Genomic DNA, 14,133 nt, shown 5'->3' with positions numbered 1-14,133 from the left:
TGGAACGCTCGGACCCCGATCCCGGACGGTCGGGCGCCGATTACAGGACGCCGACGTCCCGCATCAGGTCGATCGTCGGCTGGATGTCCGACAGCTTGGTGAGGTCGAACTCCGGCGGGTTCAGCTCGTCGATGGTGGGAAGCCCGCCGACCGGCGGGACGCCGGGGATCATCGGGTAGGCGTACAGCCGCGTGGCGAAGTACTCCTGGGCTTCCGCCGACAGCAGGTGGCGGATGAAGTTGTTCGCCAGGTCCTGCTTGCTGCTCGGCCCCATGATGGCGGCGCCCGCGGCGTTGATGAGCGCGCCGGCGTCGCCGTTCGTGAACGCGAGGTCCAGCGAGGCGTCCGGTCGGGCCGCCTTTACGCGCAGGGAGTAGTAATGGTTCGCGAAGCCCGCGTTAATCTCCCCTTTCGCGACCGCGTTGGCGACGAGGAACTCGTTGTTGTACTCCGTGACGCCGGCGTCGAGCATCGCCTGGAGCCACTCCTTCGTCGCCTCCTCGCCGCGGAGGATCCGCATCGCCGTGACGAACGACTGGAAGGCACCGTACTGCGGCGCCCAGCCGAAGCTGCCCTGGAACTGCTCGACGTCCGGGAACTCGGCCACCTTGTCCGGCACGTCGTCGTCGCTGAGCGCGTCCGTGTTGTACGGGACGGCGCGAGCGCGACCGGCGGTGCCGACCCACTGCTTGTCGGGGTGGAACTCCTCGGGCACCGGCTCGACGGTCTCGTCGTTCAGCGTCGCGGTCAGTCCCTCCTTGGCGACGGCGGCCAGCGAGCCGGCGTCGACCGACCAGAACACGTCGGCGGGCGTTGCGTCGCCCTCGCTGACGAGGGTGTTCGCACCCTCGGCGGTGCCGTACTCGCGGTGCGCGACCGAGAAGTCCGGGTAGCGGTTCTCGAGCTTGTCGAGGAGGTCGAGGTAGAGCCCGCCCTCCCCGCCACCGATGTAGACGGTGAGTTCGCCGGAGAGGTCGGGGAGCTCGCTCATCCGGGTGCCGCCGAGCTCGCCGCGGCCCTCGACGAGCGCGCCGGAGCCGCGGAACTCGCCGAAGCCGTCGCCGCCCTGCTCGGTCGGCGTCGCGGTCGTTTCCGTCTCGTCGCTCGTACAGCCCGCGATCGACAGCGTCGTGGCGGTGCCGATCCCGGCGAGGACGCGGCGTCGGTCGAACTGTCGGTCGGTACTCCCGGAAGCGTCGTCGTCGAAGTTGGTGTCAGTCATCGGCGATCACCGTTTCGGGGTCCGCAGTCGTCGCGTCGATCTCGTTCAGGCAGTCGATCCAGTCGCGCATCGCGTCACCGCAGTAGTTGAGGAACTCGCCGTTGTTCCACTCGTCGAACTCGCCCGTCGCCAGTGCGTCGGCCATCTCGGCGAAAGCTTCCTCGAAGGAGTCGGCGTCGGCGGCGACGTCGTCGAGCACCTCCCAGACGTGCTCGTTGAGCTCGAGGCCCGCGACCTCGTTGGCGAGGTCGTCGAACGTCGAGCGCGGCGCCTTGTTGTGCTCACAGAGCGGGCCGCCGTTGTACACCTGCTTGTCGAGCACGTCGGCGGCACGCTTTAAGAAGAGCCCCGACCAGATGTCGTCGAAGCGGCCCACGTCCCACTCGTTGTCGTCCATCGGCAGCTGGTAGAAGGCCGGGATGACCTCGCGGCGGAAGGCGAGGTTCATCGAGCAGACGGTGAGGTAGTCGCCGTCGGCGGCGACGAAGTCGCGCTCGAAGTCCTCGCGCGTCGTGCGGGTCTGGGCCTGGCCCTCGAGGTCGCCGTCCATCAGGATGCGGACGGCGTCGAGGTCGGGGACGTTCGTCCAGAGCCCCTGCGAGGCGACGACGTCGTCGACCTCGGTCGTGTCGGTCTCGACGGTCTCGTCCATCGCCGCGTAGGGGTAGCCGCGCGGGTACAGATCCTTGTCGGTCTGGTAGAGGACGTTGACCCACGACTCGTCCGAGGAGACGCGTTCGATTTCCCCTTCGTACTGGAGGTTGGCCATGTGGGTGCCGAAGAAGTCGTCCTCCTCGTGTGGCAGCGTGTCGTCGTCGATGAAGACGCCGTACTCGAACCCCTCGTTAGCCCACATGTACAGCAGCCCGAACGAGGTCTGTGCGTGGCTGGCTTCGGGGATCAGCGAGTTATACTCCTCGAGGCCGCGCTCGCGGAACCAGTCCTCGCGGGCGCTCCCGTCGAAGACGGCCCCGTCGAGCCCCTCCTCGTCGAGCATCGCCTCCATGTCGTCGGTGTCACAGAAGTCCTCCGTGACGAGGACGACGAAGAGGCGGTCCGTGTCGAACCCGTGCAGGCGCGCGTTCTCGGCGTACGCCCGCACGCACTCGTACTCCCGTATCGTCGGGACCACGACGCAGATGTCCTGTGGTGAACTCATCTACTACCAGGATGTTTTAGGACGGCCTAAAGAGTATCGATGTTTCGGGGGGCCTAAAACACCGAAAAGGCGTTCATCATCCGTCAATCGGCGACTCGCAGGTGTCGCCGGGCGACACTACAGCCGCTCCTCGATGTGCGTCGCCGCCTTGATCGACAGGGCAGCGATAGTGAGCGTCGGGTTCATCGCGCCGCCCGTGACGAACGTCGAGCTGCCGGCGATGGAGAGGTTCTCGAGGTCGTGGGTCCGGAGCTCCGGCGAGACGACGCTCTCGTCGGGGTCCGTGCCCATCCGAGTGGTGCCCATGTGGTGGAACGCCGGCCCGGTGTTGTCGGGACCGACGGTCCAGCCGACGTCGACGCCGAGCTCCTCGAGCACCGAGCGCTGGATCTCGTTGGCGCGCTCGATGGCCCGTCGCGTGCGGTCGTCGAGGCTCCAGACCACGTCCGGGACCGGGTTGCCGTGGTCGTCCGTCCGGGTCGGGTCAAGCCGGATCCGATTCTCCTTCCGGGGGTACTGCTCGACCAGTGCGCCCATGGCGATGTGGGTGCCGTACACGTCCCGGATCTCCTCGAGGAGCGCGTCGCCGAAGCTGTCGGCGCCGAGCGCCACGTCCGCCGGCGCGGGACCGGCGTAGTTGAGGAACTCCAGCTTGATCGCGGTCCGGGATCCGTCCGGGCGGTCGTAGAACTGGTGGCTCTCGGTGGTGTTGAAGCCGACGTGCTTCTGCCGGGTCGGCTCGTCGAGCGTGCCGCCCATCCCGGCGAAGAGGTGGTCCATGAAGTAGCGGCCGACCGCCCCGGAGGTGTTGGCGAGCCCGTCCGGGTACTGCTCGCTCTCGGAGAGCAGCAGCAGCCGCGGGGTCTCCACCCCGCCGGCGGCGACGACGAACTCGCGGGCCTCCTGGCGGTGCTCCGTGCCGTCGGGCGTCGCGTAGACGGCCGCCGTCACGCGGTCGCCCGCGTCGTCGTGCTCGAGCCGCTGGACGGGGACGCGGTCGAGGACGCGCGCGCCCGCCGCCTCCGCGCGGTCGATGTGCCGGGTGGCGTCGTACTTCGCGCCGGAGGGGCAGACCGGCTTGCAGGTGCCGTAGCCGACGCAGGCGCCGGCCTCCGCGGTCGCCTCGGAGTTGCGCGCGTTCGGCACCGAGTGGGTCGTGATCCCGAGCGACTCGCAGGCCTCCGCGAACAGCGAGTCGCTGTAGGAGGGCGGGAACGCCGGCAAGGGATGCGGCTCCTCCCGCGGCGGCGCGAAGGGGTTGTCGGAGGCGCCGGCGACGGAGAGCTCCGCCTCGGCGGCGGCGTAGTACGGGCGGAGGTCGTCGTAGTCGATGGGCCAGTCGTCGGCGACGCCGAGCGCCGAGTCGAGTTCGAAGTCCTGCTCGTGCAGGCGCATCACCATCCCCTGCCAGTGGAGCGTGCTGCCGCCGATCCCCTTCACGCGCGCCGCGTTCAGGGGGTAGTGGCGGTCGCCGCTGGCGCTGTAGGCGTCGCGCTCGCCGCCCATGTCCCAGATCGGCTCGTGGCTCCCCGGGCGAAGGTGGTCCTCCATCTGCTGTGCCCGCTCGCCCGGGTCGAACCGTGGGCCGGCGTCGAGGACGACGACCTCGTAGCCGGCCGCCGCCAGCTGGGCGGCGACGATGCCGCCCGCCGGACCAGCGCCGACGATGCAGACGTCGACGCGCTCGGAGGGACTGCGGTCGACGTCGCGGGCGACAGCACCGTCGTCGCCGACGCTGTCTCCGTTCCCGCTCATGCGTTCGGCCCCCGCTGGTAGGACGTCGTGCCCCCCGGATGTCCCGGCGGGTTCTCCAGCCCGGCCAGCGACGCCCCGGTCGGGGTCGCGTAGAAGGCGTACAGCAGCTCGTTCACGAGGTAGTACCGGATCCGCTCGCGGTCCTCGCCGTCGGGAACCGGGTCCGCGTCGTCGACGGACAGCTGTTCGAGAACGGCCAGCCGTTCGGTGGCCGAGAGGTCGGCGTACGGGTCGCTGTAGAACTCCTCGACGTACGCGTCGAGGCGGGAAACGGCGTCGACGACGCCCGCCTCGTACTCCGGATCTCGCCGGACGCGCTCGGCGGAGTACTCCCGGACGAAGGGTTCGACGCCGTCGACCCCGGAGGGGTAGACGACCTCCCCCAGTGCGACGAGCGTGTCGACGTCGTGGTCGTCGACGGTCGCGTCCGTCGTGTCCACCTCGCTCGCAGCCGCCTCGCTCGCGACCGTCTCGTCCCCGCTCGTTGGCGCCGAGCAGCCCGCAACGGCACCGGCGCTCGCGGCCGACAGCGCGGAGAGGACGTCTCGCCGTGAGAGTTCCATTGGCTACCGCCCGGATTAGGCCAGCCTAAACAAAGGGCTTGCGTCTCCGTTCCGGAGTCCGCTGGGGAACCCGTTTGCAAGCACGTTGTGTCCACCTCGGGGACGGCATTCGACGTAGTGACACCAGCGGATCGCCCCCTCCACCCAGTACCTTAGCCCGGTTTATCCGCTGTCCTGGTCGGCGATGAGCTGACACTGTAGAAACGCCAGTTCGGTTCAGTCGGTCCCACGGAAAGTCGGTGAAAGATACACATATGTGAGTAAATTTTATTCGCCGGTCTTCGTGGTTCAACATACTTATGAAACATTCTACCTGAGCACGTCATAGGATGGAGGGCATTACCGAGCGGCCGACGCCAGCAGCGTATCCGGACCCGGAGACAGCTGAGCACGTCACCTATAATCCGTCGTTGGAGGCGCTCCGCGAGTACTCCGCCGACCTGGAGACGACGACCGAGTTCGGCGCACCGGCCTACACGAGCGAGTACCGCTCGCGCAGCGCCGACCGGACTGCCAACGCCGTCGACGACTCCTTCGACGACGCGGACGTCTCGGTGTTCGAACAGGGGCTCGACTGGGTCAGGAACCCGGAGAACGACGTCATCTGCGTCGATCGCGTCGTCGGTCGCCACCCCGACTCCTCGTACGTCTGTCGGCTCTTCCTCCCGCGGGAGTACGGCCGCATCGCCCTCTCATGGGCGAAACTGCTGGAACCGTCGGCGGGCGTCGACCCCGATTTCGTCACCGTGCAGCTCCCCGACGCGAGGGACACGCCGGAGATCCGGGTGCTCCCCGACGCCGGGCTCACGACGGTGCTAGGGAGCGACTACACGGGCGAAGCGAAGAAGTCGTTCCTGCGCCTGTTCATGCTGCGCGCGAAACAGCAGGGTGGGCTCGGGCTGCACGCCGGTAGCAAGCGCGTCACCCTCGACGAGAACGGCGGTCGGGACGTCGGGCAGTTGTTCCTCGGGCTTTCCGGGACGGGCAAGTCGACGTTGACCAGCCACGGCCTCTGGCTCGACGACCCCGAGAGCGTCGAGATGCTCCAGGACGACGTCTGTGCGTTGCTCCCATCGGGGACGGTTGCCGGGAGCGAGGGCGGCGGCCTCTACATCAAGACGATCGGCCTCGACGCCGACGAGCAGCCCGAACTCCACAGTGCAGCGACCGACGACAGCGCCGTGCTAGAGAACGTGGCCGTCGACGACGACGGGACCGTCCACTTCGACGAGCCGCGCTACGGCCGCAACGCACGCGCCGTCGTTCGCCGCGACCACCTCGAAAGCGCCGCGGACGACGTCGACCTGGAAAGCGTCGACCAGGTCTTCTTCATCACCCGCAACCCGCTGATGCCGCCGGTCGCACGCCTCAGCACCGAGCAGGCCGCCGTCGCGTTCATGCTCGGCGAGTCCGTCGAAACCAGCGCCGGTGACCCGTCCCGCGTGGGCGAGTCCATCCGCGTCGTCGGGACGAACCCCTTCATCGTCGGATCCGAGGGCGAGGAGGGGAACCGGTTCCGGGACCTCATCGACGACCTCGACGTCGAGTGCTACGTCATCAACACGGGCGTCGTCGGCACGGACGATCCCGCCGACGTCGGCGTCGAGGAGACCGTTGCCATCCTCGAAGGCGTCGCCCGCGGGAGCATCGACTGGGAGCACGACGACGCGCTCGGCCTGACGGTGCCAAGCGACGTCCCGGGCATCGACGTCGACCGGTTCAGCGTTCCGGACCGAGTCGAGAACTTCGAGGCGGCACGAGCGGAGCTCCGCGAGGAACGACTCGCGTACCTCGAGGAGTTCGACGACCTCGACGACGGGATCAGCGACGCCGTCTACTGACTCCCGTCGTCTCCGACCGACGGACCACACCCTTCGTCTCCGACCGGCGGACCACACCCTTCGTCTCCGACCGGCGGACCACACCCTTCGTCTCCGAACGACGAACCTCTCCTTGTGTCTGTCGCCCCTCCAGAGCAGTTGTTCGCCTTCTCGTGTGGCCCTTCGGCCGCCAGCAGTCTCTTTACCGCGCCCGGCGAGCGACCAGCTATGAGCCGAACCGCGACCGGGATTATGGACATCGAACTGGCGGAGACGACGCTCGAAGGCGACTTGCGGGTGCCCGAGGGCCCGGAACCCCCCATCGGGCTCGTCGTCTTCGCCCACGGGAGCGGGAGCAGCCGGAAGAGCCCGCGGAACAACGCCGTCGCCGAGGAGCTCCGCGAGGAAGGGCTGGCGACGCTGCTGTTCGACCTCCTGACGGAGGAGGAGGACGTCGTCCGGGAGAACCGCTTCGACATCCCGCTGCTCGAGCGGCGCCTCGTGGCGGTGACCGACTGGGTCGGCGACCACGAGTTCGTCGGCGACCTCGACGTCGGCTACTTCGGCGCGAGCACCGGCGCCGCCGCGGCGCTCCGGGCGGCCGTGGAGCGCCCGGCCGTCGTCGACGCCGTCGTCTCGCGGGGCGGCCGCGTCGACATGGCCGACGAGGTGCTCCCGGAGGTCGCGGCCGGCTCGCTGTTCGTCGTCGGCGGCGAGGACGACGACGTGCTCGAGCTGAACCGGGAGGCCTACGACCGACTCACCTGCGAGAAGGACCTTGTCGTGATCCCCGGCGCCGGACACCTGTTCGAGGGACCCGGGGAGCTGAAGGCCGTCTCCGGGCTCGCCGCGGCCTGGTTCTGCCACTATCTCGACTGAGTGGTTAAAAGGCGGTCGAGCCGCCGCGGTCGACGCCGTTGGCGACGGGTCGGCAGCGAGCGCCGTCAGTACTCCGCGACGGCGTCGGCGTCGTCGTCGACCTGTGGCGGCAGGTCGTCGACGAACTCCTTGACGATGACGCCCTCGGCGCGGTGGAGCGTTTCGCTCGCGGTGGATTTCGCGATGCCGAGCTCGTCGGCGAGTTCGGTGAGCGAGCAGGTCCGGGGGGTGTCGTAGTAGCCCTCGTCCACGGCGGTCAGGATGGCCTCCCGCTGCGTCTCCGTGAGCAGCTGGCTGGACTGGAGGCGCTCCTGGATGTACACGACCTGGAACGCTAAGCCTAGCTCCTGGAACTGGCGCCCGAGCTCGGAGAGGCGGTCGTGGGCGCCCGTGACGTCGATGGTGGCCTCCCCGTCCTCGATCTCGACGGGCATCTCGATGGGGACGCCGGAGCGTTTCGCGGCGGTGAGCAGCAGCGGGACGGAGGTCTCGAACTGGACTGTCGCCTCGTGCTCAGTGCGCTGGAGGATCGACAGCTCGGTCATCGCGTCGTGCTCGTCCATGTCGACGAGCACCGAATCGACGTCCGGTGCGGTGATCCAGACGAGCGCGAAGCCGGGACCGTCCCCGGGCAGCGCCGCGAGCACCTGGAACGTCGCGTCCGGGTGGGCCCGCGAGACGTCGGCTATCCACGGTCCCTCCGGCAAGTCGACGACGAGGCGTGCTTGAGTCATGGGTGTAGGGTCCGCGTGGGGTCTCGGGTCGACGGTGGTCGCCGGCGGTCGGCGGTCGACGGTCGGCGGTCGACGGTCGACGGTCGGCGGTTGACGGTCGACGGTCGACGGTCGACGTCAACCGGGGTGGATGCGGCCTCCCGCGCCGACCGTCCGATCGACGGCCTACTGCACCACGACCGCGCCTTTCATTCCCACACTCTCGTGTGGGTTGCATTTGTACTTGTGGACGCCCGACTCCTCGAAGGTGTACTCGAACGTGTGGCCCTCCTCCTCGACGAGTTCAGACTCGAAGTCGCCGTCCGCGGCGACGACGTTGTGCTGACCGCCCTGGCCGGTCCACTCCCAGGTGACCGTCGTGCCGGCCGAAACGGCGACCGCCGGCGGGTCGAACTTCAGACCGTCGCCCGCGCCGACCGACACCGTGACGCTGTCCTGGCCGGTGCGGTCGAGGGTGGCGTCGTAGTTGCCGACGTTCTCGAACCATCCGTCGTAGTTCGGCTCCTCGTCGAGGGTGTCGCTGCCGTCGCTGCCCCCGCCGCCGTTGTCGCCGCCGTCGCTCCCGTCGCTTCCGCCGCTGCCGCCGCCTCCGCCGCTCCCGCCGCCTCCGCCGCTGCAGCCGGCGAGCGCCGTCGCCAGCGCGGTTCCGGTCGTTGCCACGAACGTCCGTCGATCGAGGTCGGATACGGTCATGCTACAGTTCCAGATTGGGACTCCCCTTTTAAAACCGGTCGAGCGCGTTCCAACCGGCTGAGATCGACACCCGAACACGTTCGGGCTGAGGGGAGGAGTGGGCATCGCTGCCCGTCACCGTTCGTTCCACTGGCAACCATCGGTAACGACGTGCGGGCTGTAGTCGGTGTCGAGCGCGGCCGATTTGGCGGGCCAGGGCACCACATATTTGGGCGGTGCGCCTCGTACGTGTTCGATATGTCACGCTCCGCCCCGTCCGACGATGGGCCAGCTCGGCGCCTCCGCGTCGACCTCGACGTGGTACCGGACTCGGAGTTCGCCTGTCCCATCACGGACGTCGACGCCGACGTTGACGGCGTCCGGATCAACGCGGTCGGGAACGAGTGCAACGTGGACATCCAGCCGAGCGAGGCCGAGGCGCCGATGATCCGCGCCGAGGGGGAGGTCAGCGAGGACTGCCTCTGTTACGTGTTCAAGCAGTTCGACTGCGTTCCCCACGTGCGCAGCGTCGAGGGAGGGACGATGGCCGTCTCGACGTACGTCGACGACCGGGCGGCCGTCCGCGGGCTCGTCGAGAGCCTCCGCGACGTCGTCGCCGACGTGACGCTGGCGCGGCTGACCATCGTCGACGGGCCGAACGCGACGGAGCAGGCCACCTTCGACCTCTCCGCGCTCACGGCGAAGCAGCGCGAGGCACTGGAGCTGGCGGTCGTCCGCGGCTACTTCGACGACGACGTGGACACCTCCCTGGGCGACCTCGCCGACGAGCTGTCGATTAGCAAGTCCGCGCTCTCCCAGCGGATCCGGACCGCCCAGTCGAAGATCGTGACGGAGCTGTTCGACGCGCCGGACGTGTAGCCCTCGACTCACCCGGTCTCGGGGTCAGGCGTCGACCCGTGGCGCGTCCCAGGGCAACTCGCCGTCGTAGTCGTCGGGCACGTGCGGACAGAGCGGATCGGCCGCGAGTGGATCGCCGGTCGTCGCGTACGCCCGCGAACGACTCCCGCCGCAGACCTCTTTATACGAGCAGGCGCCGCACTTCCCCTTCAGGTTCCCGCGGTCGCGGAGTCGGGTGAACAGCTCCGAGTCGCGGTAGATCGCCGGCAGCGGCGTCTCGCGGACGTTGCCGGCGGCCTTCGGGAGGAAGCCGGAGGGGTAGACGTCGCCGGTGTGGCTGACGAACGCGAAGCCGTCGCCGGCGACGATGCCCATCCGCCCGCCCGCGCCGGGCGCGCCGTCGCCCTCCTGCATCGCGACGCGGCGGTAGTGTGGCGCCTCCGTCGTCTTGACGCCGAAGGGCGCGGAGTCGGACACCTCGTTCAGCCAGGCCATCACCTCGTCGGCCGTCTCGGGGTCGATGGGGTCGAGGTGGACGCCGCGGCCGACGGGGACGAGGAAGAAGACGCTCCACATGACGACGCCGAGCTCCGCGATCAGCTCGCGGATCTTCGGCAGCTGGTCGAGCGTCTCCGCGCAGACGGTCGTGTTGACCTGCAGCGGGATCCCGAGCTCGCGCGCGTGATCCGCGGCCGCGACCGTCTCCTCGAAGCTCCCCTCCTCGCCGCGGAACGCGTCGTGTGCCTCGGGCGTCGCGCCGTCGAGGCTCAGCGCCATCCGCCGCAGGCCGGCGTCGCTAAGGTCGGCGATGGTCTCCCGCGTCAGCGAGGTGGTGCCGCTGGGCGTCAGCGTGACGTTGAGCCCCGCCTCCGTCCCGTACTCGACCAGCTCGACGAGGTCCGGGCGCTTGACGGGGTCGCCCCCGGAGAGGACGACGAGCTGGTTCTCCCCGAACTCCCGGGCCTGATCGAGGAGCCGCTTGCCCTCCCGCGTCGTCAACTCGTCGGGGTGCCGCGACGGCTTCGCGTCCGCCCGGCAGTGGTCGCAGGCGAGGTCACAGGCCTGCGTCAGCTCCCAGATGAGCACGAACGGCCGGTCGTCGGTGTCGACGGTGGGCAGCATACTGGAGTCGTCCGGTCGTTCCAGATCCTCGGCCATCGGGGATTTGCCGAACGTGTTCGCCCCCAGTTCCAGGGTTGCTGGAACGCTACGGACTCTTTAGCGGCTACACGAGGAATGCCGAATATGGTCGACCGTCCTACACGCACGGCGAACGGCGGCGAACCGCGCGGCGACGACGTCGCTGAATGGGAGGTGTTCGTCCGCTCGGACCGCGACGACCGGCTCCGGCACGTCGGTAGCGTCAGCGCGCCGACGCCGGAAGCGGCCCACGAGTACGCCGGCCGGCTCTTTTCGTGGTACGCGACCGACGTCTGGGTCTGTCCGGCCGCGGCCGTCCACCGTTTCTCCGACCACGAGCTGGGCGAAACAGCGAACTCGGAGGGTGTAACACCGGACGAGCAAGAGCTCGTCGACCAGCCGGTGACGGACGAGGGAACCGACGTCCCGGTCGACAGCGACGCCGACCGCGACGACGAAAACGTCGAACCGCGCGTGCGGGAGCTGTAATCGCCGACCCACTACCATCCATGATCTCCATCAGCAAACTCCTCTGTGACCTCGACGCCGAGGGCGACGGCCTCCGGTACGACGCCGCCGACGAGTCCGCGAAGCCCCAGATCCGGGAGGAAAAGCAGCGACGCCCGGTCGTCGTCTGGAACGTGACGAAGCGGTGTAACCTCCACTGCGAGCACTGCTATGCCGCAGCGCAGTCCGAACCGGCGCCCGGCGAGCTGTCGACGGCGGAGGCGAAGGGACTCATCCGCGACTTCGCGGACTACGGGATCCCTGTCCTGCTGTTCTCCGGCGGCGAGCCGACGATGCGTGAGGACCTCCCGGAGCTCGTTGCGTACGCGTCCGACCGCGGGATCCGTCCGGTGCTCTCGACGAACGGGACGCTCCTGACCGCCGAGACGGTCGAGGCGCTCCAGGCGGCCGGCCTCCAGTACGTCGGCGTCTCCGTCGACGGGCGCCGCGAGCGCAACGACGCCTTCCGCGGGCGCGAGGGCGCGTTCGACGCCGCCGTCGAGGGGATCGAGACCTGTCTCGACGCCGGGATCAAGACCGGCCTCCGGTACACGATCACGGAGCGCACGGCGCCGGACATGGCGGGCGTCGTCGACCTGCTCACCGACGTCGGCGTCGACCGCTTCTGCTTTTACCACCTCGATTACGGCGGCCGCGGCGCCGACATCGCCGACGCGGACCTCGACCCGGACGAGAAGCGCGCGGCCATCCGCCGGCTCTGTGACCTCACGCGCGAGTACCACGACGCCGGCGAGGAGATCGAGACGCTGCTCGTCGGCAACTACGTCGACGGCGCGTTCCTCGTGGAGTACGCCCGCGAGGAGTTCGGCGAGGCCCACGCCCGCCGCGTCCACGAGTACCTCCAGCGCAACGGCGGCGACCCCGCGGGCGAGCGCGTCGCCGACGTCGACTACCAGGGGAACGTCCACCCGACGCAGTTCTGGCAGGGGTACAGCCTCGGCAACGTCCGCGACCGCCCGTTCAGCGAGATCTGGGAGGACGAGACGAACCCGCTCCTGAACTTCCTCCGCGACCGCGAGGACCGGCTGACGGGCAAATGTGCGGACTGCGCTTATAAGAACATCTGCCGCGGCGGCTCGCGGCTCCGCGCGCTCGCCACCGACGGGATCAGCGCGCCGGACCCGCAGTGCTACCTCACGGCAGAGGAACGCGGCGCCGACCTCCCGCCCGGCCCGGCCGACACGTCGGAGTTCCCCGGATCGGCGGACTGAGTGGACGGCACTGGACTTCGTCGGTTCCTGGTCGGTCACCGACGGGGGTCTACTTATAAATAGCGTGCCGGGCAGCGAGTCAGTGAGTGGTCTAAGGCGACCCGCTACCTGAAGCGATTATCCCGCTCGACCCCCAAGGACCAGTATGCAGTGGCGCGACGAACCGACGACAGTCCCCGGAAGCGAGGATGGGAGGATCCGGGACCGAAGCCAGATGGTGGGGACAGCGTGACCGACGACCCTCTCCCGGTCGAACACCTCCCGCCGCTCGCGACGCGCGTCGACGAGGTGCTCGCGGGCGTCGGCTACGAGCTGGCGGCCGCCACCGACGCCGTCGACGACGCGGTCCCCGGCTACGGCGGGCTGTTCGACCCCGATACGACGCCGGCCGAGCTGCGCCGCGCACTCGATGGCCTCCTGGAGTCGGGGCTCTCCCGCCCCGCCGTCACCGAGACGGCGAGCGACGCGTTCGTCCTCTACGTCGACGGCAGCTCGCGCGGGAACCCCGGGCCCGCCGGTGCGGGCGCCGTCATCATGGACGGCGAGGAGCGGGAGCTCGCCCGACTCGGCCGTCCCGTCGGCGCCCGGACCGGGAACAACGTCGCGGAGTACGTCGCCCTCCAGCTCGGGCTCGCCGAGCTGCTGACCCGCTACGACCCGCAGCAGCTGGAGGTCCGCATCGACTCGATGACGGTCATCCGGGACGTCTGGGGCGGCGAGGATCCGACGGAATCGGGCGTCGAGGCGTACAGCGAGGCGGTCGCAGCGGCGCTGGAGGCCGTTCCGACCCATCACTACACGCACCTGGCCGACAGCGACCCGAACCCCGCCGACGCGCTGGCGACGGTGGGCGCGGACATTGCCGCCCTCGGCCCCTGATAAGTGCGGGACGCCACCTCCTTGCCGCGCTCCAGCGCGAGCGGGCTATGGCCGGCGACGGCCTCGTAGACGCGCGGGCGACGGCTCGCCTCGTCGATCCGGTCCGGGCCGAGGTCGCCGTCGACGCTCGCAAAGCTGTGTCCCGACGACCTCGCTGGCTTCCCGAGTCCGTCATCCGGGACGGATGCTCAGGGTCCGGGAAGGACGGTCCCCGATTCCCCCCGTTCCGCGAGGAGCAGGCCGACGAGTCCGAGGATGATGATGGTGTACGCGACTGCTGCGAACAGCGCGTCGAGCGTCGTTGCGTACTCGCCCGTCCGGAAGATGATCGCCTTCCGGACCATCGCGATGACGCCCGTGTAGATGACGAGTCGGACGATCTTGCGCGTGTCGCTCTGCTGGGTGTACGCGACGACCGTCTCGTACACCTCGACGATGATGAGCAGGAGCAGGCCGGTTTCGATGAACCCGATCACGACGAGCGGGTCGGTGATGCGGCCGCTCGTGACGGCGTCGAGGATCTGGAGCAGCAGGTCGATGACGCCGATAGCGAACAGCAGCGCGAACAGCGCCGCGGCCGCCAGCTCGACGCCGTGCATGAACCGGTCCGTGATCCGGGAAAAACGCTCCGAGGGGCTGAGCGCGTCGGTGGCGCCGTCCCGCTCGGTGGACCCCTGTGTTTGGTCGTCGGACATCCCTCGGGTTCCTCTAAC

Annotated in this window: 14 protein-coding genes; 6 read left to right on the top strand and 8 right to left on the bottom strand. The window is 69.2% G+C overall.

What is annotated here, in order from left to right; all coding sequences use genetic code 11:
* Positions 1-40: 40 nt before the first annotated feature.
* The 4 genes from ACQE3M_RS10895 to ACQE3M_RS10880 all read right to left on the bottom strand — a co-directional run bounded on the left by ACQE3M_RS10895 (position 41) and on the right by ACQE3M_RS10880 (position 4,699).
* Positions 41-1,222: an extracellular solute-binding protein gene (locus tag ACQE3M_RS10895; RefSeq protein WP_430505632.1), complete on the bottom strand. Its 1,182-nt coding sequence runs from the start codon at positions 1,220-1,222 to the stop codon at positions 41-43.
* Complete coding sequence (locus ACQE3M_RS10890; protein ID WP_430505631.1) at positions 1,215-2,381, bottom strand: alpha-1 4-glucan-protein synthase; 1,167 nt, start codon at positions 2,379-2,381, stop codon at positions 1,215-1,217. Before ACQE3M_RS10890 ends, ACQE3M_RS10895 begins: the two co-directional genes overlap by 8 nt.
* 117 nt (positions 2,382-2,498) lie before the next feature.
* On the bottom strand, positions 2,499-4,136 hold the full coding sequence (locus tag ACQE3M_RS10885) for a GMC family oxidoreductase (RefSeq protein ID WP_430505630.1): 1,638 nt from the start codon (positions 4,134-4,136) through the stop codon (positions 2,499-2,501).
* On the bottom strand, positions 4,133-4,699 hold the full coding sequence (locus ACQE3M_RS10880; RefSeq protein WP_430505629.1) for a gluconate 2-dehydrogenase subunit 3 family protein: 567 nt from the start codon (positions 4,697-4,699) through the stop codon (positions 4,133-4,135). The genes ACQE3M_RS10885 and ACQE3M_RS10880 overlap by 4 nt, the downstream gene beginning before the upstream one ends.
* Positions 4,700-5,028: 329 nt before the next feature.
* Here ACQE3M_RS10880 and ACQE3M_RS10875 point away from each other — a divergent pair, with 329 nt between their 5' ends.
* Both ACQE3M_RS10875 and ACQE3M_RS10870 read left to right on the top strand, forming a co-directional pair.
* The gene (locus tag ACQE3M_RS10875) at positions 5,029-6,540 is read left to right on the top strand and encodes a phosphoenolpyruvate carboxykinase (ATP) (RefSeq protein ID WP_430505628.1); all 1,512 of its coding nucleotides are present in this window, start codon (positions 5,029-5,031) and stop codon (positions 6,538-6,540) included.
* A gap of 207 nt (positions 6,541-6,747) precedes the next feature.
* Positions 6,748-7,398, top strand: a complete 651-nt coding sequence (locus ACQE3M_RS10870) for a dienelactone hydrolase family protein (protein ID WP_430505627.1) — start codon at positions 6,748-6,750, stop codon at positions 7,396-7,398.
* Positions 7,399-7,463: 65 nt separating this feature from the next.
* Here ACQE3M_RS10870 and ACQE3M_RS10865 read toward each other — a convergent pair whose 3' ends face one another.
* Together ACQE3M_RS10865 and ACQE3M_RS10860 are read right to left on the bottom strand one after the other, a co-directional pair.
* The gene (locus ACQE3M_RS10865; RefSeq protein ID WP_430505626.1) at positions 7,464-8,132 is read right to left on the bottom strand and encodes a helix-turn-helix domain-containing protein; all 669 of its coding nucleotides are present in this window, start codon (positions 8,130-8,132) and stop codon (positions 7,464-7,466) included.
* Between the two features lie 165 nt (positions 8,133-8,297).
* Entirely contained in the window at positions 8,298-8,825 is a 528-nt protein-coding gene (locus tag ACQE3M_RS10860) for a halocyanin domain-containing protein (RefSeq protein ID WP_430505625.1), read from the bottom strand.
* A 237-nt stretch (positions 8,826-9,062) separates the two neighbouring features.
* Here ACQE3M_RS10860 and ACQE3M_RS10855 point away from each other — a divergent pair, with 237 nt between their 5' ends.
* A complete protein-coding gene (locus ACQE3M_RS10855; protein WP_430505624.1) occupies positions 9,063-9,683 on the top strand; it encodes a helix-turn-helix domain-containing protein in 621 nt (206 codons plus the stop codon).
* A 24-nt stretch (positions 9,684-9,707) separates the two neighbouring features.
* Here the strand turns inward: ACQE3M_RS10855 and ACQE3M_RS10850 are convergent, their stop codons facing one another.
* Positions 9,708-10,820 (bottom strand): radical SAM protein, encoded by a 1,113-nt coding sequence (locus ACQE3M_RS10850; RefSeq protein ID WP_430505623.1) that lies wholly within the window; start codon positions 10,818-10,820, stop codon positions 9,708-9,710.
* 87 nt (positions 10,821-10,907) lie between these two features.
* On the opposite strand from ACQE3M_RS10850, the gene ACQE3M_RS10845 reads away from it, so the two are divergent.
* The 3 genes from ACQE3M_RS10845 (at position 10,908) to ACQE3M_RS10835 (ending at position 13,420) form a co-directional block, all read left to right on the top strand.
* A complete protein-coding gene (locus ACQE3M_RS10845; protein ID WP_430505622.1) occupies positions 10,908-11,291 on the top strand; it encodes an Htur_1727 family rSAM-partnered candidate RiPP in 384 nt (127 codons plus the stop codon).
* A 20-nt stretch (positions 11,292-11,311) separates the two neighbouring features.
* Positions 11,312-12,541 (top strand): TIGR04347 family pseudo-SAM/SPASM protein, encoded by a 1,230-nt coding sequence (locus ACQE3M_RS10840; RefSeq protein ID WP_430505621.1) that lies wholly within the window; start codon positions 11,312-11,314, stop codon positions 12,539-12,541.
* 228 nt (positions 12,542-12,769) lie between these two features.
* The gene (locus tag ACQE3M_RS10835) at positions 12,770-13,420 is read left to right on the top strand and encodes a ribonuclease HI family protein (protein WP_430505620.1); all 651 of its coding nucleotides are present in this window, start codon (positions 12,770-12,772) and stop codon (positions 13,418-13,420) included.
* 188 nt (positions 13,421-13,608) lie between these two features.
* Here the strand turns inward: ACQE3M_RS10835 and ACQE3M_RS10830 are convergent, their stop codons facing one another.
* Positions 13,609-14,115 carry a phosphate-starvation-inducible PsiE family protein gene (locus ACQE3M_RS10830; RefSeq protein ID WP_430505619.1) on the bottom strand — a complete coding sequence of 169 codons (507 nt, stop codon included), beginning with the start codon at positions 14,113-14,115 and terminating at the stop codon, positions 13,609-13,611.
* Positions 14,116-14,133: the final 18 nt, after the last annotated feature.

It is taken from the genome of Halosubterraneus shenae (assembly GCF_050510935.1).
Classification (GTDB): domain Archaea; phylum Halobacteriota; class Halobacteria; order Halobacteriales; family Haloferacaceae; genus JBDGPU01.
This window is presented reverse-complemented; position numbering and strand designations above follow the sequence as displayed.

Bases quoted from the DNA above. Each gene is read 5' to 3' on its own strand.
- ACQE3M_RS10860 (WP_430505625.1), bottom strand. From the start codon at position 8,825: ATGACCGTATCCGACCTCGATCGACGGACGTTCGTGGCAACGACCGGA.
- ACQE3M_RS10855 (WP_430505624.1), top strand. From the start codon at position 9,063: ATGTCACGCTCCGCCCCGTCCGACGATGGGCCAGCTCGGCGCCTCCGC.
- ACQE3M_RS10875 (WP_430505628.1), top strand. From the start codon at position 5,029: ATGGAGGGCATTACCGAGCGGCCGACGCCAGCAGCGTATCCGGACCCG.
- ACQE3M_RS10850 (WP_430505623.1), bottom strand. From the start codon at position 10,820: ATGGCCGAGGATCTGGAACGACCGGACGACTCCAGTATGCTGCCCACC.
- ACQE3M_RS10895 (WP_430505632.1), bottom strand. From the start codon at position 1,222: ATGACTGACACCAACTTCGACGACGACGCTTCCGGGAGTACCGACCGA.
- ACQE3M_RS10840 (WP_430505621.1), top strand. From the start codon at position 11,312: ATGATCTCCATCAGCAAACTCCTCTGTGACCTCGACGCCGAGGGCGAC.
- ACQE3M_RS10845 (WP_430505622.1), top strand. From the start codon at position 10,908: ATGGTCGACCGTCCTACACGCACGGCGAACGGCGGCGAACCGCGCGGC.
- ACQE3M_RS10865 (WP_430505626.1), bottom strand. From the start codon at position 8,132: ATGACTCAAGCACGCCTCGTCGTCGACTTGCCGGAGGGACCGTGGATA.
- ACQE3M_RS10890 (WP_430505631.1), bottom strand. From the start codon at position 2,381: ATGAGTTCACCACAGGACATCTGCGTCGTGGTCCCGACGATACGGGAG.
- ACQE3M_RS10830 (WP_430505619.1), bottom strand. From the start codon at position 14,115: ATGTCCGACGACCAAACACAGGGGTCCACCGAGCGGGACGGCGCCACC.
- ACQE3M_RS10870 (WP_430505627.1), top strand. From the start codon at position 6,748: ATGAGCCGAACCGCGACCGGGATTATGGACATCGAACTGGCGGAGACG.
- ACQE3M_RS10885 (WP_430505630.1), bottom strand. From the start codon at position 4,136: ATGAGCGGGAACGGAGACAGCGTCGGCGACGACGGTGCTGTCGCCCGC.
- ACQE3M_RS10880 (WP_430505629.1), bottom strand. From the start codon at position 4,699: ATGGAACTCTCACGGCGAGACGTCCTCTCCGCGCTGTCGGCCGCGAGC.